Origin of the sequence: Rhizobium sp. 57MFTsu3.2 (assembly GCF_012932765.1) — a bacterium.
Classification (GTDB): domain Bacteria; phylum Pseudomonadota; class Alphaproteobacteria; order Rhizobiales; family Rhizobiaceae; genus Rhizobium; species Rhizobium altiplani.
In genome coordinates, this window is record NZ_JDWI01000014.1 from 85,505 (window position 1) to 105,250 (window position 19,746).

Genomic DNA, 19,746 nt, shown 5'->3' on the forward strand with positions numbered 1-19,746 from the left:
CGCGAAACTTGCCTTACCTTCAAGGTTGATGGAGTCACGCAGCACGAGTCTAGAGTTACCAATCTTCGCGGAAAGTGCCGATGATTTGGGTACTCGATCAACCTTCAGGTGGGCGTCATCCACTGGTGAACGTCGTCTTCAGTTGTCTTGCCTCTGAAAACCTGCCCGGCATCGGTAAAGAACCGGCAGCAGGCGTGCTTCCTGCGACGCTGGGACGGTTCGCTGGAGCCCATCTTCTGCTGCCTTTGAGGAGTGTAATTGTGATCGATATAAAGTTGCTGGTAGACGGACGAACGATCCTCGGGGAAAGCCCGCTCTGGGATGTGGGCAGTGAGCGTATTTACTGGATCGATTCCCTCGGAAATCGAGTTCTCTCGTGCGACGAGGACGGGAGCGACTTCCGTGAGTGGACCGTCCCGCAGAATATAGGTTCGCTGGCGCTGCGCCGCGAGGGCGGCGCGGTGCTCTCTCTGGCGGATGGGTTCCATACCCTAGATTTCAGGACGGGCCAAACCGCGCCATTGGCGCTCGTTGATCATGCAAGCGCGCAGGTGCGAATGAACGACGGCAAAGTTGACGCTCGCGGGCGCTTTATCGCTGGAAGCCTGAACGTCACGGAAGCGCATGACGACGCAGCACTCTACAGCCTCGACGAGGAGGGCACAATTCGCGTGCTGGCTAGCGACATCACGGTTTCGAACGGGCCCTGCTGGAGCCCTGATGGGAGGATATTCTACTTTTCAGACAGTCGTGCCCACACAATTTTTGCCTACGACTACGATCTTGACACGGGAGGTGTCAGCGGCAAGCGCACCTTCGCAACATTCGGACCGCAGGACGGGCTTCCCGATGGGGCAACGGTCGATGCGGAAGGCTGCGTCTGGAGTGCGGGCGTTTTCAAGGGAAAGCTGCACCGCTTTTCACCCACTGGAGAACGGCTACTGACGATCGAAATGCCCGTGCTGAGCGTAACGAGCGTTATGTTCGGAGGGCGCAATTTGGACAGGTTGTATGCCACGACGATGATGCGTCCGACCTCTGACGATGTAGTTGAAACATCGCCTTGGGCGGGTGGCCTCCTCGTGATTGACGGTACCGGAGCAAAGGGCCGGGCCGAACATCGTTATGCGGGATGACCCGCCTCGAGGCAGCTTGAAAACGACTAAAGCGTAGGATTACTGGAGATTTATCCAATGCAATTGAAAGATCCAACATTGTTTCGGCAGGCCGCGTATGTGGCCGGCAAATGGATTGAGGCGAATCGCGCGGGCATCGCCGTTACCAACCCTGCCACGGGTGAGGTGATCGGTCATGTGCCGAAGCTAGGTGCCGCAGAAACAAAGGCGGCGATTTCCGCTGCAGAAGCCGTCCAGAAAGAATGGGCGGGCCGTACCGCGAAGGAACGCGCCAGCGTGTTGCGCAAATGGTTCGAGCTGATGATTGCCAACCAGGACGATCTCGGCCGCATCCTTACCGCAGAGCAAGGCAAACCGCTTGCTGAAGCCAAGGGCGAAATCGCGTATGGCGCGAGCTTCATTGAATGGTTTGCCGAGGAGGCCCGCCGCATCTATGGCGACATTGTTCCGGGTCACCAGAAAGACAAGCGTATCCTGGTGATGAAGCAGCCGATCGGCGTCGTTGCGGCCGTCACGCCGTGGAACTTTCCCAACGCGATGATTACTCGCAAGGCGGCCCCAGCTTTCGCCGCTGGCTGCGCCATGGTTTTGAAGCCCGCGGGGCAAACCCCATACTCGGCCATCGCGCTTGCTGTGCTGGGCGAACGCGCCGGTTTTCCGGCTGGCCTCTTCTCGGTTGTCACTGGTTCCGCCCGTGAAATAGGCGCCGAAATGACCGCAAACCCTGTCGTACGCAAGTTGACCTTCACCGGATCGACGGAAGTAGGGGCCGAGCTTTACCGACAATCCGCTCCAACGATCAAGAAACTTGGGCTTGAGCTTGGTGGCAACGCACCCTTCATCGTCTTTGACGATGCGGATCTGGATGCTGCGGTAGAGGGTGCGTTGATCGCCAAATTCCGCAACAATGGCCAGACCTGCGTGTGCGCCAACCGTTTCTATGTGCAGGAAGCCGTCTACGAAGTTTTTGCAGACAAGCTCGCGAAAGCGGTTGGTGGCCTGAAGACGGGCAACGGTTTTGACGAAGGCGTTGTCCTTGGGCCGCTCATCGATGACGCGGCACTGGAGAAGGTAGAGGAACATGTCTCCGACGCGGTTTCCAAAGGCGCTACAGTTCTCCAGGGCGGCAAGCCGCATTCTCTTGGCGGAACCTTCTACCAAGCGACCGTGCTCGCCGACGTGACAAAAGAAATGGCGGTGGCCACGGAGGAGACCTTCGGTCCAGTAGCGCCGCTCTTTCGCTTCACGGATGAAGCCGATGTGATCTTCCAGGCGAACGACACGGAGTTCGGTCTAGCATCCTATTTCTACGCAAAGGATCTCGCCCGCGTGTTCCGGGTAGCGGAGGCGCTGGAATACGGAATGGTCGGTGTCAATACCGGGCTGATCTCGACAGCCGAAGCACCTTTCGGTGGCATGAAGTCATCGGGTCTCGGCCGAGAAGGATCCAAATACGGCATCGATGATTTTCTCGAGATCAAATACGTCTGCCTCGGCGGCGTCGCTTGATATGACTTTGGTTCAAGGGCGCGGGGCTGGCCCCGCGCTGCGATTGGCACGTGATAGCCCGTGGGAGGAATGCGGTGGCGGATTATGTAATTGTCGGTGGTGGGTCTGCGGGAAGCGCGTTGGCTGGCCGCCTCGCCGAGGCCGACGTTGGCAAGGTGGTGGTACTGGAAGCGGGCCCGCCGGACCGAAACCCGCTCATTCATATTCCGGCGGGTTTCGTGAAACTCCTGGATTCCAAGCTTTTGTATCACTACAAGACCGAGAGGCAGGACGGGTTGGATGGTCGTACGCCGATCATGCCTCAAGGTGCCGTTTTAGGAGGCGGCGGCTCCGTCAACGCCACGATCTACATTCGGGGCCAGCGAGGCGACTACGACACATGGGCAAAACTTGGGGCCATTGGCTGGTCCTACGCGGAGGTATTGCCTTACTTCCGACGCGCAGAGGACAACGATCGGTTCGCCGATGCCTACCACGGCACGGGAGGACCGCTTGGCGTCTCCGATCTTCGCCAGATTACGGACTTGACACGCGCCTTCGTACGAAGTGCGCAAGAAGCTGGTATCCCCTATAGCTCCGATTTCAACGGCGCCCGGCAACGCGGCGTCGGCTACAATCAGACGACGACCCGAAATGGGCGGCGTTGCAGCGCGGCGGTCGCCTATCTGCGTCCGGCGCTAAAGACGGGAAATCTGGAGATTCGGACCGGTTGCCTGGCAACGCGGGTGCTATTCGAGGGAGATCGCGCGGTCGGTGTGGAGTATCGCCAAAACAACAAGCTGTACACAGTAATGGCTGAGCGCGAGGTTATCCTCTCTGGGGGCGCCATTCAGACGCCAAAGCTCTTGATGCTCTCCGGCGTTGGGCCCGAAGGGGAGCTTAAGAGGCACGGCATCGCCGTCCAACACCGATTGGAAGGCGTCGGAAGAAACCTCCAGGATCACCTCGAATTTCCCGCCATTCGGTATTGCACAGGACCTTACGGCTATTTCGGTGAAGATACGCTTATGAAGTCCGCCAAGAACGGACTCCAATATCTGCTCTTCAAGTCAGGTCCGGTGATGTCGAACGTGACGGAGGCCTGCGCATTCGTGAATGTGGACGATATCGAAGAGGAACCAAACATCCAGCTTCATTTCGTGCCGATCGTTTTCATGGACAGCGACCAGGTGCCGATCAAGCGTGCGGGCGCGACCGTCAATCCCTGCGTGTTGCGGCCACAGAGTCGTGGTGAAGTTCGCCTACGCTCGACGAACCCGGCGGACGATCCGGTCATCGATCCCAAGTATTTGTCGCACCCCGACGACATGCGGCTGTCAATAAAGGGTCTGGAGTTCGCTCGAAAAATTCTTGCCCAGCCGGCCTTCTCACATTTTGTCGAGCGACAGGAGGCATTCCCGGGATCCAACGCCGTCGATGAAGATACCTTGCGCTCCTATATCCGCTCCAAGGGAAAAACCGTCTACCACCCGGTCGGAACCTGCCGCATGGGTCAAGACGAGATGGCAGTGGTTGACCCCGAGCTGCGAGTGCATGGAGTACGAAATCTCAGGGTTGTAGATAATTCCATCATGCCTACGTTGATCTCGGGAAATACCAATGCACCGGCGATTATGATCGGCGAGAAGGCATCAGATATGATACGAGGAATCATGCCGCTGCAGCCGAGCAATGCTTGATGGCAAGCAAGGCTTGGTGCAGTGATATGTGGCTTTAGGAAATCGTGGAAGGGTACATGGCGAGTCTGGCGAAGCTTGAGAACGGCAATCTTTCAGAGCAGGTTTACGCAGTCATTCGCGATACCCTGATGGATGGCCGCTACGAGCCCGGTGAACGTCTACGCATCAGCGGGCTTGCATCCGAACTCGGGGTTTCCATCACTCCGGTACGCGAGGCGATTTTTCGGCTTGTCAGCGAGCATGCGCTGGAAATGAAAGCAGCGACGGCTATCCATGTTCGCGATATTGCACCCGACGAATTGCGGGAAATTCAATTTATTCGGCATTTCATGGAGGGTGAGTCTGCCGCGCTAGCGGCCAGCCGAATCACGCCCAAGGAGCTGGCTGAATTGGAGATCTTGCAAGAGAAGTTTCGTAATGCCGCAGCGGTTGATCCCGAAGAAGCCGCCCTTCTTAATCGGCAGATACATTTTGCCGTCGTTGCGGCCGCACGTATGCCCCTTGTGTATGCCACAGTTGAGAACATGTGGGTTCTTATGGGGCCGTTGCTCAGAACGTTCCACAAGACCATGCCTGTGCGTGACCTGACGAGTGGTTCTCATAAACATTACGACTTGTTGGCCGCGCTCAGGAACGGCGACGCGGCGGGGGCGCGTGCTGCGCTACAGGCTGATATTGCATGGGGCAATGCGCTTATTGGCTGGCTCGAAGAGCAGAGGGCGAAGTCGGACTGACATTTCGCCCTCTGCTACCGCCCTGACTAGAGGCTGTTAAGGACAATCTGCCTTAGATCCTCGTGGTCGGCTGCTCGGCGCGAGCAGCCGACATCCTGCCCGTAGTTTGTTGTCGCAATGGCAATTAGAGGTTCGATTTCATCGCGGGAAAGTCCGAGCTGCTCAAAGCCACCGGTCAATCCAATCGAGTTCATAAAGGTTTCCAGAATACTTGGAAGCAATTGCGATGCATCCGCGACCGTTCTCCCGGCGCAGCTGGGATCAAAGATAGCCGATACGCGGGCAAGGCGTTCTTCAGCCACGGGAAGTGTCCAGCGCACGGTCGGCACCAAGCACGCCGCACAACTCTCTCCATGCGGAGTGTCCTTGAGCGCACCCATCGCCTGGCCGAGAGCATGCGGAATGCCGACGCCGATGTTTCCGAGCGTAATGCCTGCCATGTAACAGGCCTCAGCCATACTCACGCGCGCATTAAGATCATCGGGGTTGTCGCAGGCTGTGGGTAGATGGGCCGCGACCAATTCCATGGCTCGGATCGAGAAGACGTCCGTCCAGCCGTTTGGCCGGATGCCGATGAAACCTTCGAAAGCGTGAAGGAAGGTATCGATGCCTGTCGATGCCGTCAGTCGCCGCGGTTTGGTCAGGTGCAGGGTAGGATCGACTAGTGCCAAGTCCGGATAGCAGAAAGGATGGATAATCGTCGCCTTGAGCTTGCGTTCCGGGCTAGATAAGACGGCGAATGGGGTTATTTCGGCACCGGTGCCCGCATTGGTCGGCACAGCAATGAGCGGCAGGCCGCGTTTTTCCGGGACACGAACCTGCGCGTTTCGCCGGCTCGTGAAATCCCAGACGTCACCACCGTTAGTGATACCAAGTGAAACGGCTTTCGCGGCATCGATTGTCGATCCGCCGCCGATGGCAATCACCAGATCGACACCAAGGTCGCGCGCCTTGGCCGCAGCACTGTTGCAAGTTGCAGCACGTGGGTTAGGCACGATATCGTACCACAAGTTCGTCCGCACGCCTGCTGCAGAAAGGCTGGCGACGAGTGCGCCTTCGAGCGCGGACGACTTGAGGAAGGGATCCAACAGAACGAAGGCATTGCCGCCTAGGAGGGCCGCCTCCTGCGCCAGCATATCGCTTGCGCCGGGGCCGAAGCGAAGGCGCGTTGGCAGCGCGACCTGATAGCTCAATGGGTCTTGCATAGGAGTCTCGTGATTAGAAGGGAACGAGAAGGCGGCGGAGGCCGCCTCCGGCAAAAATTAAAGCTCAATCCAGGTGGTTTTCAGCTCGGTATACTTGTCAAGCGCATGAAGCGATTTGTCGCGACCATTGCCGGATTGTTTAAACCCGCCGAATGGGACCGTAGCATCCCCATGATCGTAGCAGTTCACCCAGACCGTGCCAGCCCGCAGCTTGCGAGAGATCTTGTGGGCCCGAGACAGGTCGCGCGTCCAGACCGCGGCCGCCAGCCCGTAGCTGGTGTCGTTCGCGATGCGGACGGCCTCCTCATCGTCTTTGACTGTAATGGTGGACAGGACTGGTCCGAAAATTTCCTCTTGGGCGATAGTCATGGAATTCTTAACGTCGGCGAAGATGGTAGGGTTGACATAGTAGCCACCAAGATCCGTGGTAGGCCTATCGCCGCCAAGAACAAGTCGGGCGCCTTCTTCGCGGCCTTTGGCAATGTAGTTCTCAACGCGCGTGCGATGGCCATCCTCGACTAGCGCTCCAAGTTTTGTTTGCGGGTCGAGCGGGTCACCCGGGCGGATGGATTTAGCCGTCTCGACGACAATTTCTAGGAACTGGTCCTGGATACGTTCGGACAGGATCAACCGTGAGGGCGCAACGCAGACTTCGCCCTGGTTGAAGCAGATCGCGGTTGCTGCACGTTCGGCGGCCACGCGCAGTTCGGGCACGTCATCCAGAATGATATTAGGCGACTTACCACCGCATTCTAGATAGACACGCTTCATGTTCGACTGCCCGGCGTATTGAAGGAATAGCTTGCCGACGTCGCCCGAACCCGTAAAGGCAACACAGTCGATGTCCATATGCAGACCGATCGCCTTGCCCGCAGTTGGACCGAAGCCCGGCACGACATTGAATACGCCGTCGGGGATACCCGCCTCGGCTGCGAGTTCCGCCATACGAATTGCCGTCAATGGCGACTGTTCGGCTGGCTTCAAGACGACAGAATTACCGGTGGCCAGCGCCGGAGCAAGCTTCCAGGTTGCCATCAGCATAGGAAAGTTCCATGGCACCACGGCCCCGACGACGCCGACTGGCTCTCGGGTAATCGTGGCCAGTTGTCCTGGTCCTGTCGGAGCGATCTCATCATAGAGCTTGTCGGGGCATTCCGCGTACCACTGCAAAGTATCCAGCACGACGTTTACGTCTATCTCGCGGCTTTCAGAAATCGGCTTGCCCATGTCGATGGTTTCGAGAATAGCCAACTCGTCCATATGCTTTTCAAAAAGAGCAGCGAAGCGCTGCAGCACCTTCTTGCGAGCCTTTGGAGATTGATCGCGCCAAACCCCGGCTTCAAAAGCGCGGCGGGCCGCCATGACAGCCTTATCAACATCCGCCGCGTCGCAAGCCGCGACACTCGCGATTATTTGGCCGTTCCTCGGCGATATGTTGTCGAATGTCTTGCCCGAGGTGGCGTCGACAAACCTGCCGTCGATGAACGCTTGACCGTTGATCTTCAGAGCTCCGTGAATTCTCTCGATTTCCGACTTCGTTAAACTCAGTCCCACTGCAACCTCCCTAAAAATTTTGATGACATATATGATATATGATGTTAGATGCTTCGCCGCAAGCGCGATTTGCGCCATCGCGGCATTGGAGGAAACAGCTTGAGCAATGAATTGAGAAACGATTATCGTCCCAGCGAGGCGACGATCGCGAGGCTTCGCGATCGTGCGCAGTTCGTTCGACTCGAAACGATCCGGCTAATCGAAATCGCCAAAGTAGGGCATTACACGTCCGTCTTCTCGGCCGCCGAGATCTTCTCAGCGCTGTATTACGACGTCATGAAGCTCGGCCAAGACCCGAAGGAGCCTAGTCGTGATCGGTTCCTCATGGGCAAAGGTCACGCTGCAGTGGGCTTGTTCCCGATCCTCGCTGACCTCGGCTACCTCTCGGCCGAGCTACTCAATGGCTATACTCGTCTCGGAAGCCCGCTCGGCGATCATCCAGACATGCGGAAGGTACCTGGCATCGATTTTTCTTCGGGCTCTATCGGCCACGCCCTATCGAACGGTCTTGGCATGGCGCTCGCAGGCCGAATGCAGGGATTGGATTTTACGACGTTCGTCATGCTCGGCGATGGCGAAATGCAGGAGGGCCAAGTTTGGGAAGCTGCTCTAGGTGCGGCCCATCACAAACTCGATCGCTTGATCGCCATCGTGGACCGGAACGGCTACCAGCTTGACGGTGCGGTTGATGACGTCATCGGTATTGAGCCGCTGGACGAGAAGTGGCGAGCGTTCGGATGGGAAGTGCAAGTCGTGGACGGTCACGACGTCGCCGAGCTGACAGCGGCGTTGCGCCGCGCCAAGGCTGACAGAAGCCGCAATCGGCCCTGCTGCATTATCGCCCGCACACTCAAGGGCAAGGGCGTTTCTTACATGGAAACCGAGCCCGGCTGGCATCTCGGCTACCTAGACCCGGTCGATGCCGATGCCGCCCGTGCCGAAATTCTCTCCAAGGTGATTTGATATGAATGTTTCGATCAATAAGCGCCCGCAGTCACCCAACTCCTGGCACTATCGGGAGCTCAATCAAAAGAATCCGGGACTGGATCATCTTTCGAACGGGCTCATCTCATTGGTGGAAGCCGGACACGAAATCATGGCGGGCTCGGCTGACCTGCAATACTCGAATGGGCTCAACCGCTTTGCCGCGCGTTATCCCGATCGCTATGTCGGGTTTGGCATTTCCGAGCAGAACATGGTCTCGGCGGCCGCGGGTATCGCGACAACGGGTATGATGCCTTACGTGGCAACCTTTGCATCGTTTCTCGGGCTTCTCACCTGCGAACAAATCCGAATGGATGTTGCCTACTGTGCGCTCCCTGTTCGTCTCATTGGCCATCATACAGGGATAGCGATGGGGTTTTATGGGACTTCGCACCATGCGACCGAAGACATCGGCACGATGCGATCGATCGCCGATCTCACTGTTGTCTCGACCGCAGATGGCCCGCAGCTGGAAGCTGCGATCCGTGCAAGCATCGACCACGATCGACCAATCTACTTTCGCACCGGACGTGGCCGTGAGCCGGACCTCTACGACCCGAAGGCCGATTTCGTATTCGGTAAAGCGATCGAACATGCTCAAGGTGAGGAACTCACGATCATTGCCTGCGGTCTCCCGGTCCATCCAGCCGTGCAGGTTGCTCGCCGTCTGAACGCGGCGGGTCGTTCTGTCGGTGTAATCGACATGGCGACAGTTAAGCCGATTGATCGCGACGCGGTGCTTGAGGCGGCTGCGCGTTCGAAGCTGCTGATGACCATTGAAGAGCACAACATTCTCGGTGGCCTTGGCGCGGCGGTCAGCGAAGTCCTCACCGATGAAGGCATAGGAAAACGCCTCATCCGTCACGGCATACGGGACGAATATGCCCTCATCGCACCTCCTACGCATCTCTACCGGCACTACAAGCTGGATGAGGACGGCATCGAGGAGGTTGTCCGCAACGCAATTGGCTGACGAGGCCCATTGGCATCGATCGGTTCTGGATTTCACATCGTCCCGGGATGGGCCCGGGACCGGGAGGAGGAAAGCATGAGACATTATCGAAAAATCGCAATGGCAACCGCCATGGCGCTCATTTTGCCCGGCGTTGCCAGCGCCGCAGACAAGCATGAACTTTATTCTCATTTGCCCAACACAGCTCTTTCGGGGGTGATCGATTCGCAGATGGCTTCGCGTGCCAGCATCGCGAAGGCACTACCGAAAACGCCCAAAGATCCGAATAAGATCGTGATTGGCTGGACGGAAATTACACTCGGCAACCCTTGGTTCGTTGAGGTCGTCGAAGCAGCCAAGCGCAAGGCCAAGGAATATGGCGGCTTCACCATCGACGTCCAGGTCGCGGACGGCGACCCGTCCAAGACATCTGCCCACTTCGACTCCTTCATTGCACAGGGCGTGGATGTGATTGTAGTCGATCCAACCGATGTCGTCGGTGCGGCCACCGATGCACAGCGCGCGGTCGATGCAGGTATCCCGGTAGTCGCACTTGGTACAGTTCCGGATGCCAGCGGCCCCTTCGTGACCACTGTGCTCGCAAATCCCTTCGGCAACGGCTTTGAAGCCGGGATCTATACGGCAACGCATATCGGTAAGGATACGCCGATTGTGGCCGGTGTGACGATTGGCACGCTCGGGAACTCTACTTCGGAGAGCCGCATCACGGGCCTCCTGTCTGGGGTCGTCTTCGAGCGTTCCGAGGAACTCAAACTCGGCATGAGCCGTGAAGATGCCCAGCTCAAGGGTTTCAACCTCTTTCAGGACCTGAAGAACAAAGGTTCCTTCAACTGGACCGAAGGCAGGTTTGAAGTTGTCGGCATCCAACCAGGCGGTTGGACAGAGGAGGGAGGCCTGAAGGGCGCAGAGGATCTTTTGGCCGGATATGGCGGGAAGATTAATCTCATTCTCGCTGAGAATGACTTCATGGGTATCGGGGCGATCAAGGCGATTGAGAACGTCGGGAAGAAGGGCCAAATCGTCGTGGCCTGCGCCGCCGATGGATTCCGCGTAGCGCTGGACCTGATCAAAAGTGGTGACCTGCTTGTTACGGGTGCCAACAGTGGGCGATCGACCGGCGAGGGCGTTATGAAACTGCTCGACGAGATGTTCCACAAGAACTTCGACGCCAATGATCTGCCGCTGGGGTCGTACTTCCCCTCGGAGATTATTACGAAGGAGAACGTCGACAAGTTTTACGATCCGGACCAGTCGAACCCGTTCTTCAAGTATGAGGTCCCGCCTTTCCGTACGGTGTCTGATCTGCGCGGATGAGGAACCAATTGGACGCCGCCACCGGCGGCGTCCATCGGGAGGAAATACGATGCATTTGAGAATGCAGAACATCGCCAAATCTTTCGGTGGCGTCTCGGCGTTGCGCGGCGTCGCGCTGGAGGCGTTCGGCGGCGAGGTCCATGGACTGATGGGCGAGAACGGAGCGGGAAAGTCCACGCTCATGAAAATCTTGGCAGGAGCCTATCGCCGCGATGCCGGCGAGATCGAACTCGACGGAACACTCGCCGAAATCACGTCCCCGCATGACGCCTTCGAAAAGGGCATCTCGGTTATCTATCAGGAATTCTCGCTGGCAGGACATCTATCCGTGGCCGAGAACATCCTGATCGAAGAGTTAGGCAAGCCGGGATGGCGGATCAATTGGGGAGATCTTCGCGCCCGGGCTAGTGCTCTTCTAGCGGAGATGGGTTTTGAGGATATAGATCCAATGCAGCCGGCGGGTGAACTGCCAGTAGCGTACCAACAGGTTGTCGAGATCTGCAAAGCACTTTCACGCAAAAGCCGTCTTCTTGTCTTCGACGAGCCGACAGCAGTGTTGACTCATCATGAGACGGAACGGCTGTTCCGGCTCATAAAGCTGTTGAAGTCGCGGGGAGTGTGCATCCTTTATATATCACACCGACTGGAAGAGATTTTCACGCTGTGCGATCGCGTGACCGTCATGAAAGATGGACAGACGGTCGGCTCTTGGCCGATCGGCGAACTCGACGAACGCAAACTCGTGCAGCTGATGATTGGGCGCGAGCTTTCAGACCTTTTTCCGCCCCGTCACGCGGTGATCGGCGAGATACTATTGGCGGCGGAAGGCCTAAATGCCGGGCCAATGGTCAGAGACATATCCTTCCATGTGCGCGCGGGCGAGGTGCTTGGCGTTAGTGGACTGGTTGGTGCTGGGCGCACCGAAACGATGAGGGCGGTGTTCGGTGCCGATCCGCTGCAGTCCGGGATACTGCGGCTCAAAGGTCGCACGATCGTCAATAGCTCACCAGGACAGGCTGTCGCAAACGGCATTGGGATGCTGCCGGAGGACCGTAAGCAGCAGGGGGTGCTTCTTGATCTTCCAATCCGCATCAACGCGATGATGACCCCCGCCAACCCGTTTATCTCGGCCTTTGGTTTCATCCGCAACAAGGCCGAGATTGCTGCTGTGGAGGATATCGCCAAGAGCCTCAGGGTCAAATCAGCGGGTATCGACGCCACAGCGGGTAGTTTGTCGGGCGGAAACCAGCAGAAGGTCGCACTCATGAAGTGGATCGCCGCAAGCTGTAACGTCCTGATTTTCGACGAGCCGACGCGCGGCGTCGATATCGGTGCGAAGGTCGAAATCTACCGCGTGATGAACGAACTGGCGGAAGCCGGCACGGCGATCGTCATGATCTCTTCGGACATGCTGGAGGTTGTCGGCATGTCCGACCGGGTGATCGTGATGCGCCAAGGTACGATCGCGGGCGAACTGCAAAAGAATCAAATCAGCGAGGAAGCAATCATTCATCTCGCGATGGGAACAGAGGCTTGAATACCATGACCACCAAATCCCGGCTGGCAAGCTGGCTTATCCAATACAACACGCTGTTGATGTTGATTATTCTGATTGTCGTCTCGGCCTCCCTTTCAGACGTCTTTCTGTCACCGCAGAACCTGTGGAATCTTGCGCGGCAGCTCGTGCCCTTGGCGCTGGTATCGATAGGAATGCTGCTGGTAATTTTGACGGGTGGCATTGATCTCTCCGTTGGGGCACTGGCTGCCATCGGCGCGATGATTATGTCCATGCTTCTACCATATTTGCCCGAGGGAGGCGCAATCGGCCTGTTTGTCGGTGTGCTCATTGCCATGGTGGGAGGGGCCGCGTTGGGGGCAGTCACCGGGTCACTCGTCGCCGCCTTTTCCATGGCCCCGTTCATTGCCTCTTTGGCGATGATGACGGTCGCGCGTGGTATCGCCTTTATGATGTCGAACGGGCAGCCTGTTCGGTTCCCAACTGGCTCCGTCACAGGAGATCTGCTGCGATCCTTCGGCAGCTCCGCCTTGCCAGGAATAGGTATGCCATGGCCGGTGCTATTGGCACTCGCGGTGATTTCCACATTTGTCGTAATCATGTCGCAAACGAAATTCGGACGCCTTGTCACGGCGACTGGTTCCAACGAAGTCGCAGTGCGCCTCGCCGGTCTCGCCGTTGGGCGATATAAGCTGATGGTTTACGTCATTGCTGGCGCGCTCGCTGCGCTGGCGGGCATTGTCGCGACCTCGCGCACGGCCGTCGGTACTGCCAATACGGGCATCGGCCTGGAACTGGATGCGATTGCCGCCTGCGTCATTGGCGGCGCGTTGCTATCGGGCGGCAAGGGCTCTGTCATCAATACCATCGTTGGTGTGCTGATCTTGGGCCTCATCGGAAACATCATGAATCTGTTGTCGGTGCCTGCCTATCCGCAGCAGATCATCAAAGGCGTGATCATTGTTTTTGCGGTTCTGCTGCAGAACATTAATGGCGAACTGAAGCGGACCTGACCGTTCTGGAAGGGGCCGTCAGGCCCCTTCCGTCCCCAACAGAAATTTCGCAAGCAATTCAATCTGGCCGGTGATCATATGGTTGCCCTTGTGAACAACGCAGTCCCGCACCGCAGCGGCCTCAAGCAATGGGGTTGTGTCAGGCTGCATAACGACTTCGCAGACCAGTGTTCCGGGGGCCAGCGTCGAGGCTGGTACCGGCAAGGGATCGCCATCGTTCATGCCGAGCGAAGTGCCATTGACGACGAGGTCGAAGCCTCGGGCGTCGGCTTGTGTAGCTCGGATGGACCGGTCGGGAAAAAGAAGCCGGAGCCGGCTGGCCAACTCCATGGCCTTGTCGATGGAGCGGTTGGCGATCGCAAGCTCGGCGACTTCGGCCCGGACCAGGGCTTCGGCGATACCGGTCGCCGCGCCACCAGCACCAATCAGCAGCGCCCGTCGGCCCATAACGCTAAGACCCTGATTCTTCAGGCCCTGAACAAAGCCGGTGCCGTCGAACATTTCGCCGTGGAAGCGGCCGTCGGCTCCGCGGCGAGCGACGTTGGCAACCTTGAGGAAATCGGCGGTCGGCGAAAGGCTGTCGCAAAGGGCTGCAACACTGGCCTTATGAGGAATGGTCACGATCACGCCAGCGAGGCTTTCAACTCGGCGAAGGCCCTCAAAGGCCATGCGCAGATTTTCGGGAGATACCTGCCAGGGCACAAGAACCGCGTCGAGCATCTGGTCGCGGCAGTAGGCGTTAAAGAATTGGGGGGTCCGCAGATGATGCGAGGGATAGGCTATATGAACGATCACGCGGGATCGGCCGGAAATCGTGTCGAAAGTCAACTGTAGTCCTCCATAGAGTTGCATGCTTCAAAATATGATATATGATATATTTTGTAAATGAAGAAATAAGGATCACGGTATGCCCGAGAGGCCGAAAGGCATTATGGAGTTATTTGACACACGGGTCGCGGTGTTTGGGGCTCCCGGTCGTTATATCCAGGGAAGGGGCGCAATCCACCTCGTCGGTGATTGTGCGGCCACGATCGGTGCGCGGGCCGTCCTGGTGGTCGATGCACAGATACGACATCTAGTCGCTGGATTGATAGGGGAAAGCTGCAAACTTGCCAGCGTGGAAATCACCGTGCTGCCATTTGAGGGGGAGCTCACCCGCCAGACCGGCGCGGATCTCCGCCGGCTACTGACTGCCGATCCAACGCTTGTCATCGCTGCCGGGGGTGGACGAGCGATCGATGCCGGCAAGGCGCTGGCTTCACTATCGGATTGCGGCCTCATTACCGTTCCAACGGTAGCTTCCAATGATGCCCCGACCTCGAAGAATTTCGTTCTCTACGATGAGCGTCACCGGTTGGTTGAAGTTGGCCATCTCTTGCGAAACCCCGATTTCGTCGTCGTCGATACCGAGCTCTTGATATCCGCGCCAAAGAACCTGTTTCGCGCTGGTCTTGGCGACGCATTGGCGAAGAAATTCGAAGCGGACGCCTGTATGGCGCGTGGCGGCACTACGATGTTCATGGCGCGTCCAACGCGACTGGCGCAGGCGATTGCAAGCCACTGCTACGACACACTCATCAGTGCCGCCCCAGGAGCGTGGCGGTCGCTCGACGCCAAGACTGTAACGGAGGATTTCGACGCCGCCGTTGAAGCGATGATATTGATGGCTGGTCTCGGCTTCGAAAGCGGCGGTTTGTCACTTCCGCATGCCATGACGCGCGGCATTCCCGTATTGCCGGGCGCCGATGTGGTTGCCCATGGCCTTCAGGTTGCTTGGGCACTGATGGTCCATTTCGAAGTGCTCGGCGTCGAGCCGCCGTCCGAGCTTGTTGAGCTCTATCGTCTGACCGGTCTGCCGCTCTCGCTGGCCGATCTCGGTCTTTCCGAACAAACGGACGAAGCGCTGGCCGAACTAGCCGAGGCAACGGTTGGGGCCCGCCATGTTCACAATCTCCCTTTTTCTCTTCAGCCTTCCGCGCTGACGGCGGCAATTCGCCGGGTCGAGGAGAGGGAAACAAACCGGAGGAAATCTGCATGACAAAACCACTCGCGCTCATTACTGGCGGCGGCACTGGCATTGGCCGTGCTACGGCCGAACGTCTCCTCTCCGAAGGCTGGCGCGTGCTGGCGGTCGGTCTCGATCACGATGAGGACCTGCCGAAAGAAATCGCTTTCCACAAGGCAAACGTCGCAGACACGGATGCTGTCGTTGCCGCACTTGCGGGGGAGGATGCATTGCACGGCCTCGTCCACTGTGCCGGTATCCTTCGCCATGAACGCGAATGGCAGAAAGAGGATTTTGAAGCTGTAATGAACATTAATGTGACAGCAGGCTTTGCGCTTGCAACAACTCTTCTGCCAAAGCTCGAAAAGGCCGGTGGCGGGGTCGTCATGTTGGCATCGATGTGGTCGATCTTCGGTTCGGCCGGCGCGCCGGCCTACACGGCCAGCAAGGGCGCGGTGGCGGCCGTCACGCGTTCGATGGCTGTTGCCTGGGCGCCGAGAGGCGTGAGGGCGAATTCGGTTGCTCCGGGTTGGGTCGAGACCCGCATGTCGGAGCGTGCGCGTACCAACAGCGAACGTTCCGAGAAGATCGGCTCACGGATCCCGATGGGACGTTGGGCTCAGCCATCGGAAATCGCTTCAGTGATCCACTTCCTCTTGTCCGTCGATGCCGCGTACGTCACCGGTGTCATGCTGCCTATCGACGGCGGCTATTCGGTCTGCTGAGCACGGGAGATTGACCATGAAAGCATGGGTCCATCACGAACCGGGTATGCCCGATTGTCTTCGACTGGAGGAACGCCCGCGTCCGACGCCGGGCCGGGAAGAGGTGCTGATCAAAAATCGAGCGGTCGGCCTCAACCCGGTCGACTGGAAATTTGTAGAATGGGGCCACCCCGATTGGGAGTGGCCCCATATTCCCGGAGTCGACGGTGCCGGCGAAGTCGTTGAAACAGGAGAGGGCGCAGGTCATATTCGCATCGGCGCGCGTGTCGCCTATCACAACGATCTCATGAAGCCTGGTTCCTTTGCCGAATATACGGCTGTGCCTGTCCGTGCGCTCATTCCGCTGCCGGATGGTCTTTCGTACGCGGCTGGAGCCGCGATCCCCTGTCCTGGCTTGACGGCTGTTCAGGCGATCGAAAAGGTGCCGGCGCTTGAAGGAGCGCACGTGCTCATCATCGGCGCTTCCGGGGCCGTCGGCGGGGCTTTGTTGCAACTCGCGCGTGGACGCGGCTGGATCGTACACGCTGTCTGCTCAGCATCACAGGCTGGGCGCGTGCGAGAACTCGGCGCTGCCACCACGACCGACTACCGGCGGGAGGGATGGCGTGAGTCCTTCGCCGAACGCAATATGGAGCAGCCGCTCTTTGCCGTGTTTGACACCGTCAGTGGCGACCACGCTGCCGGCCTCGCCCCGCTCGTCGCCGCCAACGGGCATCTCGTTTGCATCCAGGATCGGCAGGAGCGCGCTCCGCTGCCAGCCTTCACTACCACAATCTCGCTGCACGAGGTCGGCCTCAACGCCCTGCACCACTTCGGTGACAAGGCACAGTGGGGTCGGCTCATGTCAGCGGGTGCACGTATTGCGGATGATGCTGTCACGGGGCGGTTCGATCCGCAACTCGTTGAGGTGGTGAAATTCACCGAGTTGGGCGAGGCGCTCATACGGCAAAAACAGGGACCAAATCCCGGGAAACGAATAGTGACGCTTTGAAGCAACTCGGAATCGTTTTGGTGGGACCGCGACGGCGGCCCCACCAGTCAAATTAAGCCAGGACCGCCTTTTCCAGCTCACTCATCGAGGCGAGGGTCCGGACGCCAGCCGGCGCGGCGCTGTGGCTGTGGGGGACGAAAACAGTCTCCATTCCGGCGGCCAAGGCGGCCGCCGCCCCACTGCTGCTATCTTCTACGATCAAGCAATCCCTCGGATCTACGCCGAGCAGGTAGGCTGCTCTCAGATATCCCTCGGGGTGGGGTTTCCCCTCTCTCACATCGTTGCGGGCGACCGTCACGAGGCCCGGTTTCACGAGACCAACGCTGCGCAAATTGACATCGACAATGGCGCGATCGCTATTCGAAACGACAGCCTGCCGGATCCCGGCCGCATCGAGGCGATGCCAGACGTCGAGTGCAGCCGAGAATCCCCGCAGTAGGTTCGCCTCGTTGAAGTAATGGTAGTGCTTGCGTCCTTCCCAATGCAACGGCTCGGAATCGAGGTCGAACTCGCGGCACATGTAGCGGTAAATCTCATCCGCCGAACGACCGACGACGCGCTCCATGAGATCCTTTGGTGGCGTTAGTCCCGCTTCTTCCATCGCGCGTCCTAGTGCGCGTACTGCAATATGCTCGCTGTCGACCAACGTGCCGTCCATATCCCACAAGACTGCCTTCTTCATCGTTCTCTCGCTTGGTTGTCTCGCCGGCGTTTGAAAACGTACTGCCTATGAAGGGGCGGTCCCGGCGTTTTGCAGGCGGCCTCCGGCCGTCTCTCATGCAAAAAATAAAAATCATTTTTTTGACTATTGCGCAATAACGAATTTCATTCTATCTAATTTGCACGGTAAGAAATTCGACGGAGGAGATAGCAATGGGCGCCACGGGAGCCGACATCGAATCACGCATCGAACGTGCTCGCATTCTGCCTGTCGTGGTGATTGAGCAGGCAGCGGACGCAGTTCCCCTCGCCAAGGCTCTCCTCGCCGGCGGGCTAGGGGTCGCTGAGATCACGTTCCGCACGGCGGCCGCCTCCGAAGCGCTATCGCGCATTCGTGACGAGGTGCCGAACATGTTGCTCGGGGCTGGCACCGTTCTAACGCAAAGCCATCTTCTGGCGGCTAGAGAAGCGGGAGCGCAATTTATCGTTACCCCTGGTTTCAATCCTGCCATCGTCGAGGCCTCGCAATCGGCCGGCTTGCCGATCGTTCCGGGGATCAACAATCCGACGGGTGTAGAGCAGGCGATGGCCCTGGGGCTGAAAACAGTGAAGTTCTTTCCGTCCGAGCCGAGCGGTGGCGTCCCGTTCATCAAGGCGCTTTCCGGGCCTTATCCAGAGATCCGGTTTGTGCCGACCGGAGGTATCGGGCCAGGCAATCTCGCAAATTATCTTGCCCTGCGGGCAGTAATTGCGTGCGGCGGATCGTGGATGGTGGACACCAAGCTCGTTCGCGACGGCAGGTTCGATGAGATAACCCGATTGACGGCCGAGGCCGTGGCGCTTGCCGGTTCGGCACGCTGAAGAAACATTCGACGAAACAAGCGCCTCACGGAGGCGGTAACACGGAGGTTCAAATGTCCAGCAATACCCTGTCCGAGGGACTTTCTCTCAAGGGAAAGTCGTGCATCATCACCGGCGCGGCTTCAGGAATCGGCGAGGCGGTCTCCCGCATTTATGCGGCCAACGGCGCCAAGGTCGCGATGGTCGATTTTGATCGCGAGCGTCTCGCGCGCGTTTCCGACGAAATTCGTCAGGCAGGCGGTATTGTGCTGCCAATCTTCGCAGACGTCTGCGAGGAAGAAACGGTGCGTTCCTTCTTTAAGCAGGTAAACGATGAGTTTGGTTCCATCGACGTCGTCGTGAACTCCGCTGGTCGTGATAGCCTTGCTCCGCCGGTAACCCGCGTCACACTGGAAGAGTGGAACAAGACGATCGGGCCAAACTTGACGGCTGTCTTCCTCTGCTGCCGCGAAGCCTTCATCTATATGGAAAAGCAGGCCAACGGCGGCCGCATTATCAATATGGGATCCTCGTCCACGCGCGTTGCTTCCGGTCCGGGCCACAGCCCGTACCGCGCTTCGAAGCATGGCATGCTCGGCTTCTCCAAGAACATCCTTCTCGAAGGCAAGGACAAAAAGATCGGCGTCACGGTCCTTAACCCGAGCCATGTCAAGACGCCAATGACGGAGATCATCGACAAGGGCCTCTACGACGGCGATCTCGAAGCTTACACGGACGGCTGGTTGGACGAAAAGGAAATTAAGGAAGGCATCCACGCTTCCTGCATCGACGTCGACAATGTCGCGTGGCTCGCACTCTATGTCGCGACCCGCACTCCGGATGTGACGATCCCGACCATCTCGCTTTACCCAACCCACAAGGCTCATCGCTACGGCATGGAGGTTTAG

18 protein-coding genes are annotated in these 19,746 nt (G+C 58.3%); 14 read left to right on the plus strand and 4 right to left on the minus strand.

The window, feature by feature from the left end:
* Positions 1 to 80: 80 nt before the first annotated feature.
* The 4 genes from AF71_RS16440 to AF71_RS16455 all read left to right on the plus strand — a co-directional run bounded on the left by AF71_RS16440 (position 81) and on the right by AF71_RS16455 (position 5,058).
* Positions 81 to 1,136 (plus strand): SMP-30/gluconolactonase/LRE family protein, encoded by a 1,056-nt coding sequence (locus AF71_RS16440; RefSeq protein WP_210258290.1) that lies wholly within the window; start codon positions 81 to 83, stop codon positions 1,134 to 1,136.
* Between the two features lie 57 nt (positions 1,137 to 1,193).
* Entirely contained in the window at positions 1,194 to 2,645 is a 1,452-nt protein-coding gene (gene gabD, locus AF71_RS16445) for an NADP-dependent succinate-semialdehyde dehydrogenase (protein ID WP_025661324.1), read from the plus strand.
* A gap of 74 nt (positions 2,646 to 2,719) precedes the next feature.
* The gene (locus AF71_RS16450) at positions 2,720 to 4,324 is read left to right on the plus strand and encodes a GMC family oxidoreductase N-terminal domain-containing protein (RefSeq protein ID WP_169682168.1); all 1,605 of its coding nucleotides are present in this window, start codon (positions 2,720 to 2,722) and stop codon (positions 4,322 to 4,324) included.
* 56 nt (positions 4,325 to 4,380) lie between these two features.
* Entirely contained in the window at positions 4,381 to 5,058 is a 678-nt protein-coding gene (locus AF71_RS16455; RefSeq protein WP_169682169.1) for a GntR family transcriptional regulator, read from the plus strand.
* A 26-nt stretch (positions 5,059 to 5,084) separates the two neighbouring features.
* On the opposite strand, the gene AF71_RS16460 is transcribed toward AF71_RS16455, so the two are convergent.
* On the minus strand, positions 5,085 to 6,263 hold the full coding sequence (locus tag AF71_RS16460) for an iron-containing alcohol dehydrogenase (RefSeq protein WP_169682170.1): 1,179 nt from the start codon (positions 6,261 to 6,263) through the stop codon (positions 5,085 to 5,087).
* Positions 6,264 to 6,320: 57 nt separating this feature from the next.
* Positions 6,321 to 7,895 carry an aldehyde dehydrogenase gene (locus AF71_RS16465; RefSeq protein WP_210258291.1) on the minus strand — a complete coding sequence of 525 codons (1,575 nt, stop codon included), beginning with the start codon at positions 7,893 to 7,895 and terminating at the stop codon, positions 6,321 to 6,323.
* Between the two features lie 21 nt (positions 7,896 to 7,916).
* Here AF71_RS16465 and AF71_RS16470 point away from each other — a divergent pair, with 21 nt between their 5' ends.
* The 5 genes from AF71_RS16470 to AF71_RS16490 all read left to right on the plus strand — a co-directional run bounded on the left by AF71_RS16470 (position 7,917) and on the right by AF71_RS16490 (position 13,617).
* Positions 7,917 to 8,780 (plus strand): transketolase, encoded by an 864-nt coding sequence (locus AF71_RS16470; RefSeq protein WP_169682171.1) that lies wholly within the window; start codon positions 7,917 to 7,919, stop codon positions 8,778 to 8,780.
* Position 8,781: 1 nt separating this feature from the next.
* A complete protein-coding gene (locus tag AF71_RS16475; protein ID WP_169682172.1) occupies positions 8,782 to 9,774 on the plus strand; it encodes a transketolase C-terminal domain-containing protein in 993 nt (330 codons plus the stop codon).
* Between the two features lie 75 nt (positions 9,775 to 9,849).
* Complete coding sequence (locus AF71_RS16480; RefSeq protein ID WP_169682173.1) at positions 9,850 to 11,088, plus strand: sugar ABC transporter substrate-binding protein; 1,239 nt, start codon at positions 9,850 to 9,852, stop codon at positions 11,086 to 11,088.
* 61 nt (positions 11,089 to 11,149) lie between these two features.
* The gene (locus AF71_RS16485) at positions 11,150 to 12,625 is read left to right on the plus strand and encodes a sugar ABC transporter ATP-binding protein (protein ID WP_246733714.1); all 1,476 of its coding nucleotides are present in this window, start codon (positions 11,150 to 11,152) and stop codon (positions 12,623 to 12,625) included.
* A 5-nt stretch (positions 12,626 to 12,630) separates the two neighbouring features.
* A complete protein-coding gene (locus AF71_RS16490) occupies positions 12,631 to 13,617 on the plus strand; it encodes an ABC transporter permease (protein WP_169682175.1) in 987 nt (328 codons plus the stop codon).
* Between the two features lie 18 nt (positions 13,618 to 13,635).
* Here AF71_RS16490 and AF71_RS16495 read toward each other — a convergent pair whose 3' ends face one another.
* Positions 13,636 to 14,445: a shikimate dehydrogenase gene (locus AF71_RS16495; protein ID WP_246733699.1), complete on the minus strand. Its 810-nt coding sequence runs from the start codon at positions 14,443 to 14,445 to the stop codon at positions 13,636 to 13,638.
* A gap of 103 nt (positions 14,446 to 14,548) precedes the next feature.
* On the opposite strand from AF71_RS16495, the gene AF71_RS16500 reads away from it, so the two are divergent.
* The 3 genes from AF71_RS16500 to AF71_RS16510 are packed head-to-tail and all read left to right on the plus strand — an operon-like array spanning position 14,549 to position 17,338.
* Complete coding sequence (locus AF71_RS16500; protein WP_169682177.1) at positions 14,549 to 15,655, plus strand: iron-containing alcohol dehydrogenase; 1,107 nt, start codon at positions 14,549 to 14,551, stop codon at positions 15,653 to 15,655.
* A complete protein-coding gene (locus AF71_RS16505) occupies positions 15,652 to 16,347 on the plus strand; it encodes an SDR family oxidoreductase (RefSeq protein ID WP_169682178.1) in 696 nt (231 codons plus the stop codon). Before AF71_RS16500 ends, AF71_RS16505 begins: the two co-directional genes overlap by 4 nt.
* A gap of 16 nt (positions 16,348 to 16,363) precedes the next feature.
* Positions 16,364 to 17,338, plus strand: coding sequence for a zinc-binding dehydrogenase (locus AF71_RS16510; protein WP_169682179.1), 975 nt, complete (start codon positions 16,364 to 16,366; stop codon positions 17,336 to 17,338).
* 52 nt (positions 17,339 to 17,390) lie between these two features.
* Here AF71_RS16510 and AF71_RS16515 read toward each other — a convergent pair whose 3' ends face one another.
* On the minus strand, positions 17,391 to 18,020 hold the full coding sequence (locus AF71_RS16515) for an HAD family phosphatase (RefSeq protein WP_025661338.1): 630 nt from the start codon (positions 18,018 to 18,020) through the stop codon (positions 17,391 to 17,393).
* A 191-nt stretch (positions 18,021 to 18,211) separates the two neighbouring features.
* Between AF71_RS16515 and AF71_RS16520 the strand changes: the two genes are divergently transcribed.
* Both AF71_RS16520 and AF71_RS16525 read left to right on the plus strand, forming a co-directional pair.
* Positions 18,212 to 18,859: a bifunctional 4-hydroxy-2-oxoglutarate aldolase/2-dehydro-3-deoxy-phosphogluconate aldolase gene (locus AF71_RS16520; RefSeq protein WP_169682180.1), complete on the plus strand. Its 648-nt coding sequence runs from the start codon at positions 18,212 to 18,214 to the stop codon at positions 18,857 to 18,859.
* 53 nt (positions 18,860 to 18,912) lie between these two features.
* Entirely contained in the window at positions 18,913 to 19,746 is an 834-nt protein-coding gene (locus tag AF71_RS16525) for an SDR family NAD(P)-dependent oxidoreductase (RefSeq protein ID WP_025661340.1), read from the plus strand.

Bases quoted from the DNA above. Each gene is read 5' to 3' on its own strand.
- AF71_RS16440 (WP_210258290.1), top strand. From the start codon at position 81: ATGATTTGGGTACTCGATCAACCTTCAGGTGGGCGTCATCCACTGGTG.
- gabD (WP_025661324.1), top strand. From the start codon at position 1,194: ATGCAATTGAAAGATCCAACATTGTTTCGGCAGGCCGCGTATGTGGCC.
- AF71_RS16455 (WP_169682169.1), top strand. From the start codon at position 4,381: ATGGCGAGTCTGGCGAAGCTTGAGAACGGCAATCTTTCAGAGCAGGTT.
- AF71_RS16460 (WP_169682170.1), bottom strand. From the start codon at position 6,263: ATGCAAGACCCATTGAGCTATCAGGTCGCGCTGCCAACGCGCCTTCGC.
- AF71_RS16465 (WP_210258291.1), bottom strand. From the start codon at position 7,895: ATGGCGCAAATCGCGCTTGCGGCGAAGCATCTAACATCATATATCATA.
- AF71_RS16475 (WP_169682172.1), top strand. From the start codon at position 8,782: ATGAATGTTTCGATCAATAAGCGCCCGCAGTCACCCAACTCCTGGCAC.
- AF71_RS16480 (WP_169682173.1), top strand. From the start codon at position 9,850: ATGAGACATTATCGAAAAATCGCAATGGCAACCGCCATGGCGCTCATT.
- AF71_RS16485 (WP_246733714.1), top strand. From the start codon at position 11,150: ATGCAGAACATCGCCAAATCTTTCGGTGGCGTCTCGGCGTTGCGCGGC.
- AF71_RS16490 (WP_169682175.1), top strand. From the start codon at position 12,631: ATGACCACCAAATCCCGGCTGGCAAGCTGGCTTATCCAATACAACACG.
- AF71_RS16500 (WP_169682177.1), top strand. From the start codon at position 14,549: ATGGAGTTATTTGACACACGGGTCGCGGTGTTTGGGGCTCCCGGTCGT.
- AF71_RS16505 (WP_169682178.1), top strand. From the start codon at position 15,652: ATGACAAAACCACTCGCGCTCATTACTGGCGGCGGCACTGGCATTGGC.
- AF71_RS16510 (WP_169682179.1), top strand. From the start codon at position 16,364: ATGAAAGCATGGGTCCATCACGAACCGGGTATGCCCGATTGTCTTCGA.
- AF71_RS16515 (WP_025661338.1), bottom strand. From the start codon at position 18,020: ATGAAGAAGGCAGTCTTGTGGGATATGGACGGCACGTTGGTCGACAGC.
- AF71_RS16520 (WP_169682180.1), top strand. From the start codon at position 18,212: ATGGGCGCCACGGGAGCCGACATCGAATCACGCATCGAACGTGCTCGC.
- AF71_RS16525 (WP_025661340.1), top strand. From the start codon at position 18,913: ATGTCCAGCAATACCCTGTCCGAGGGACTTTCTCTCAAGGGAAAGTCG.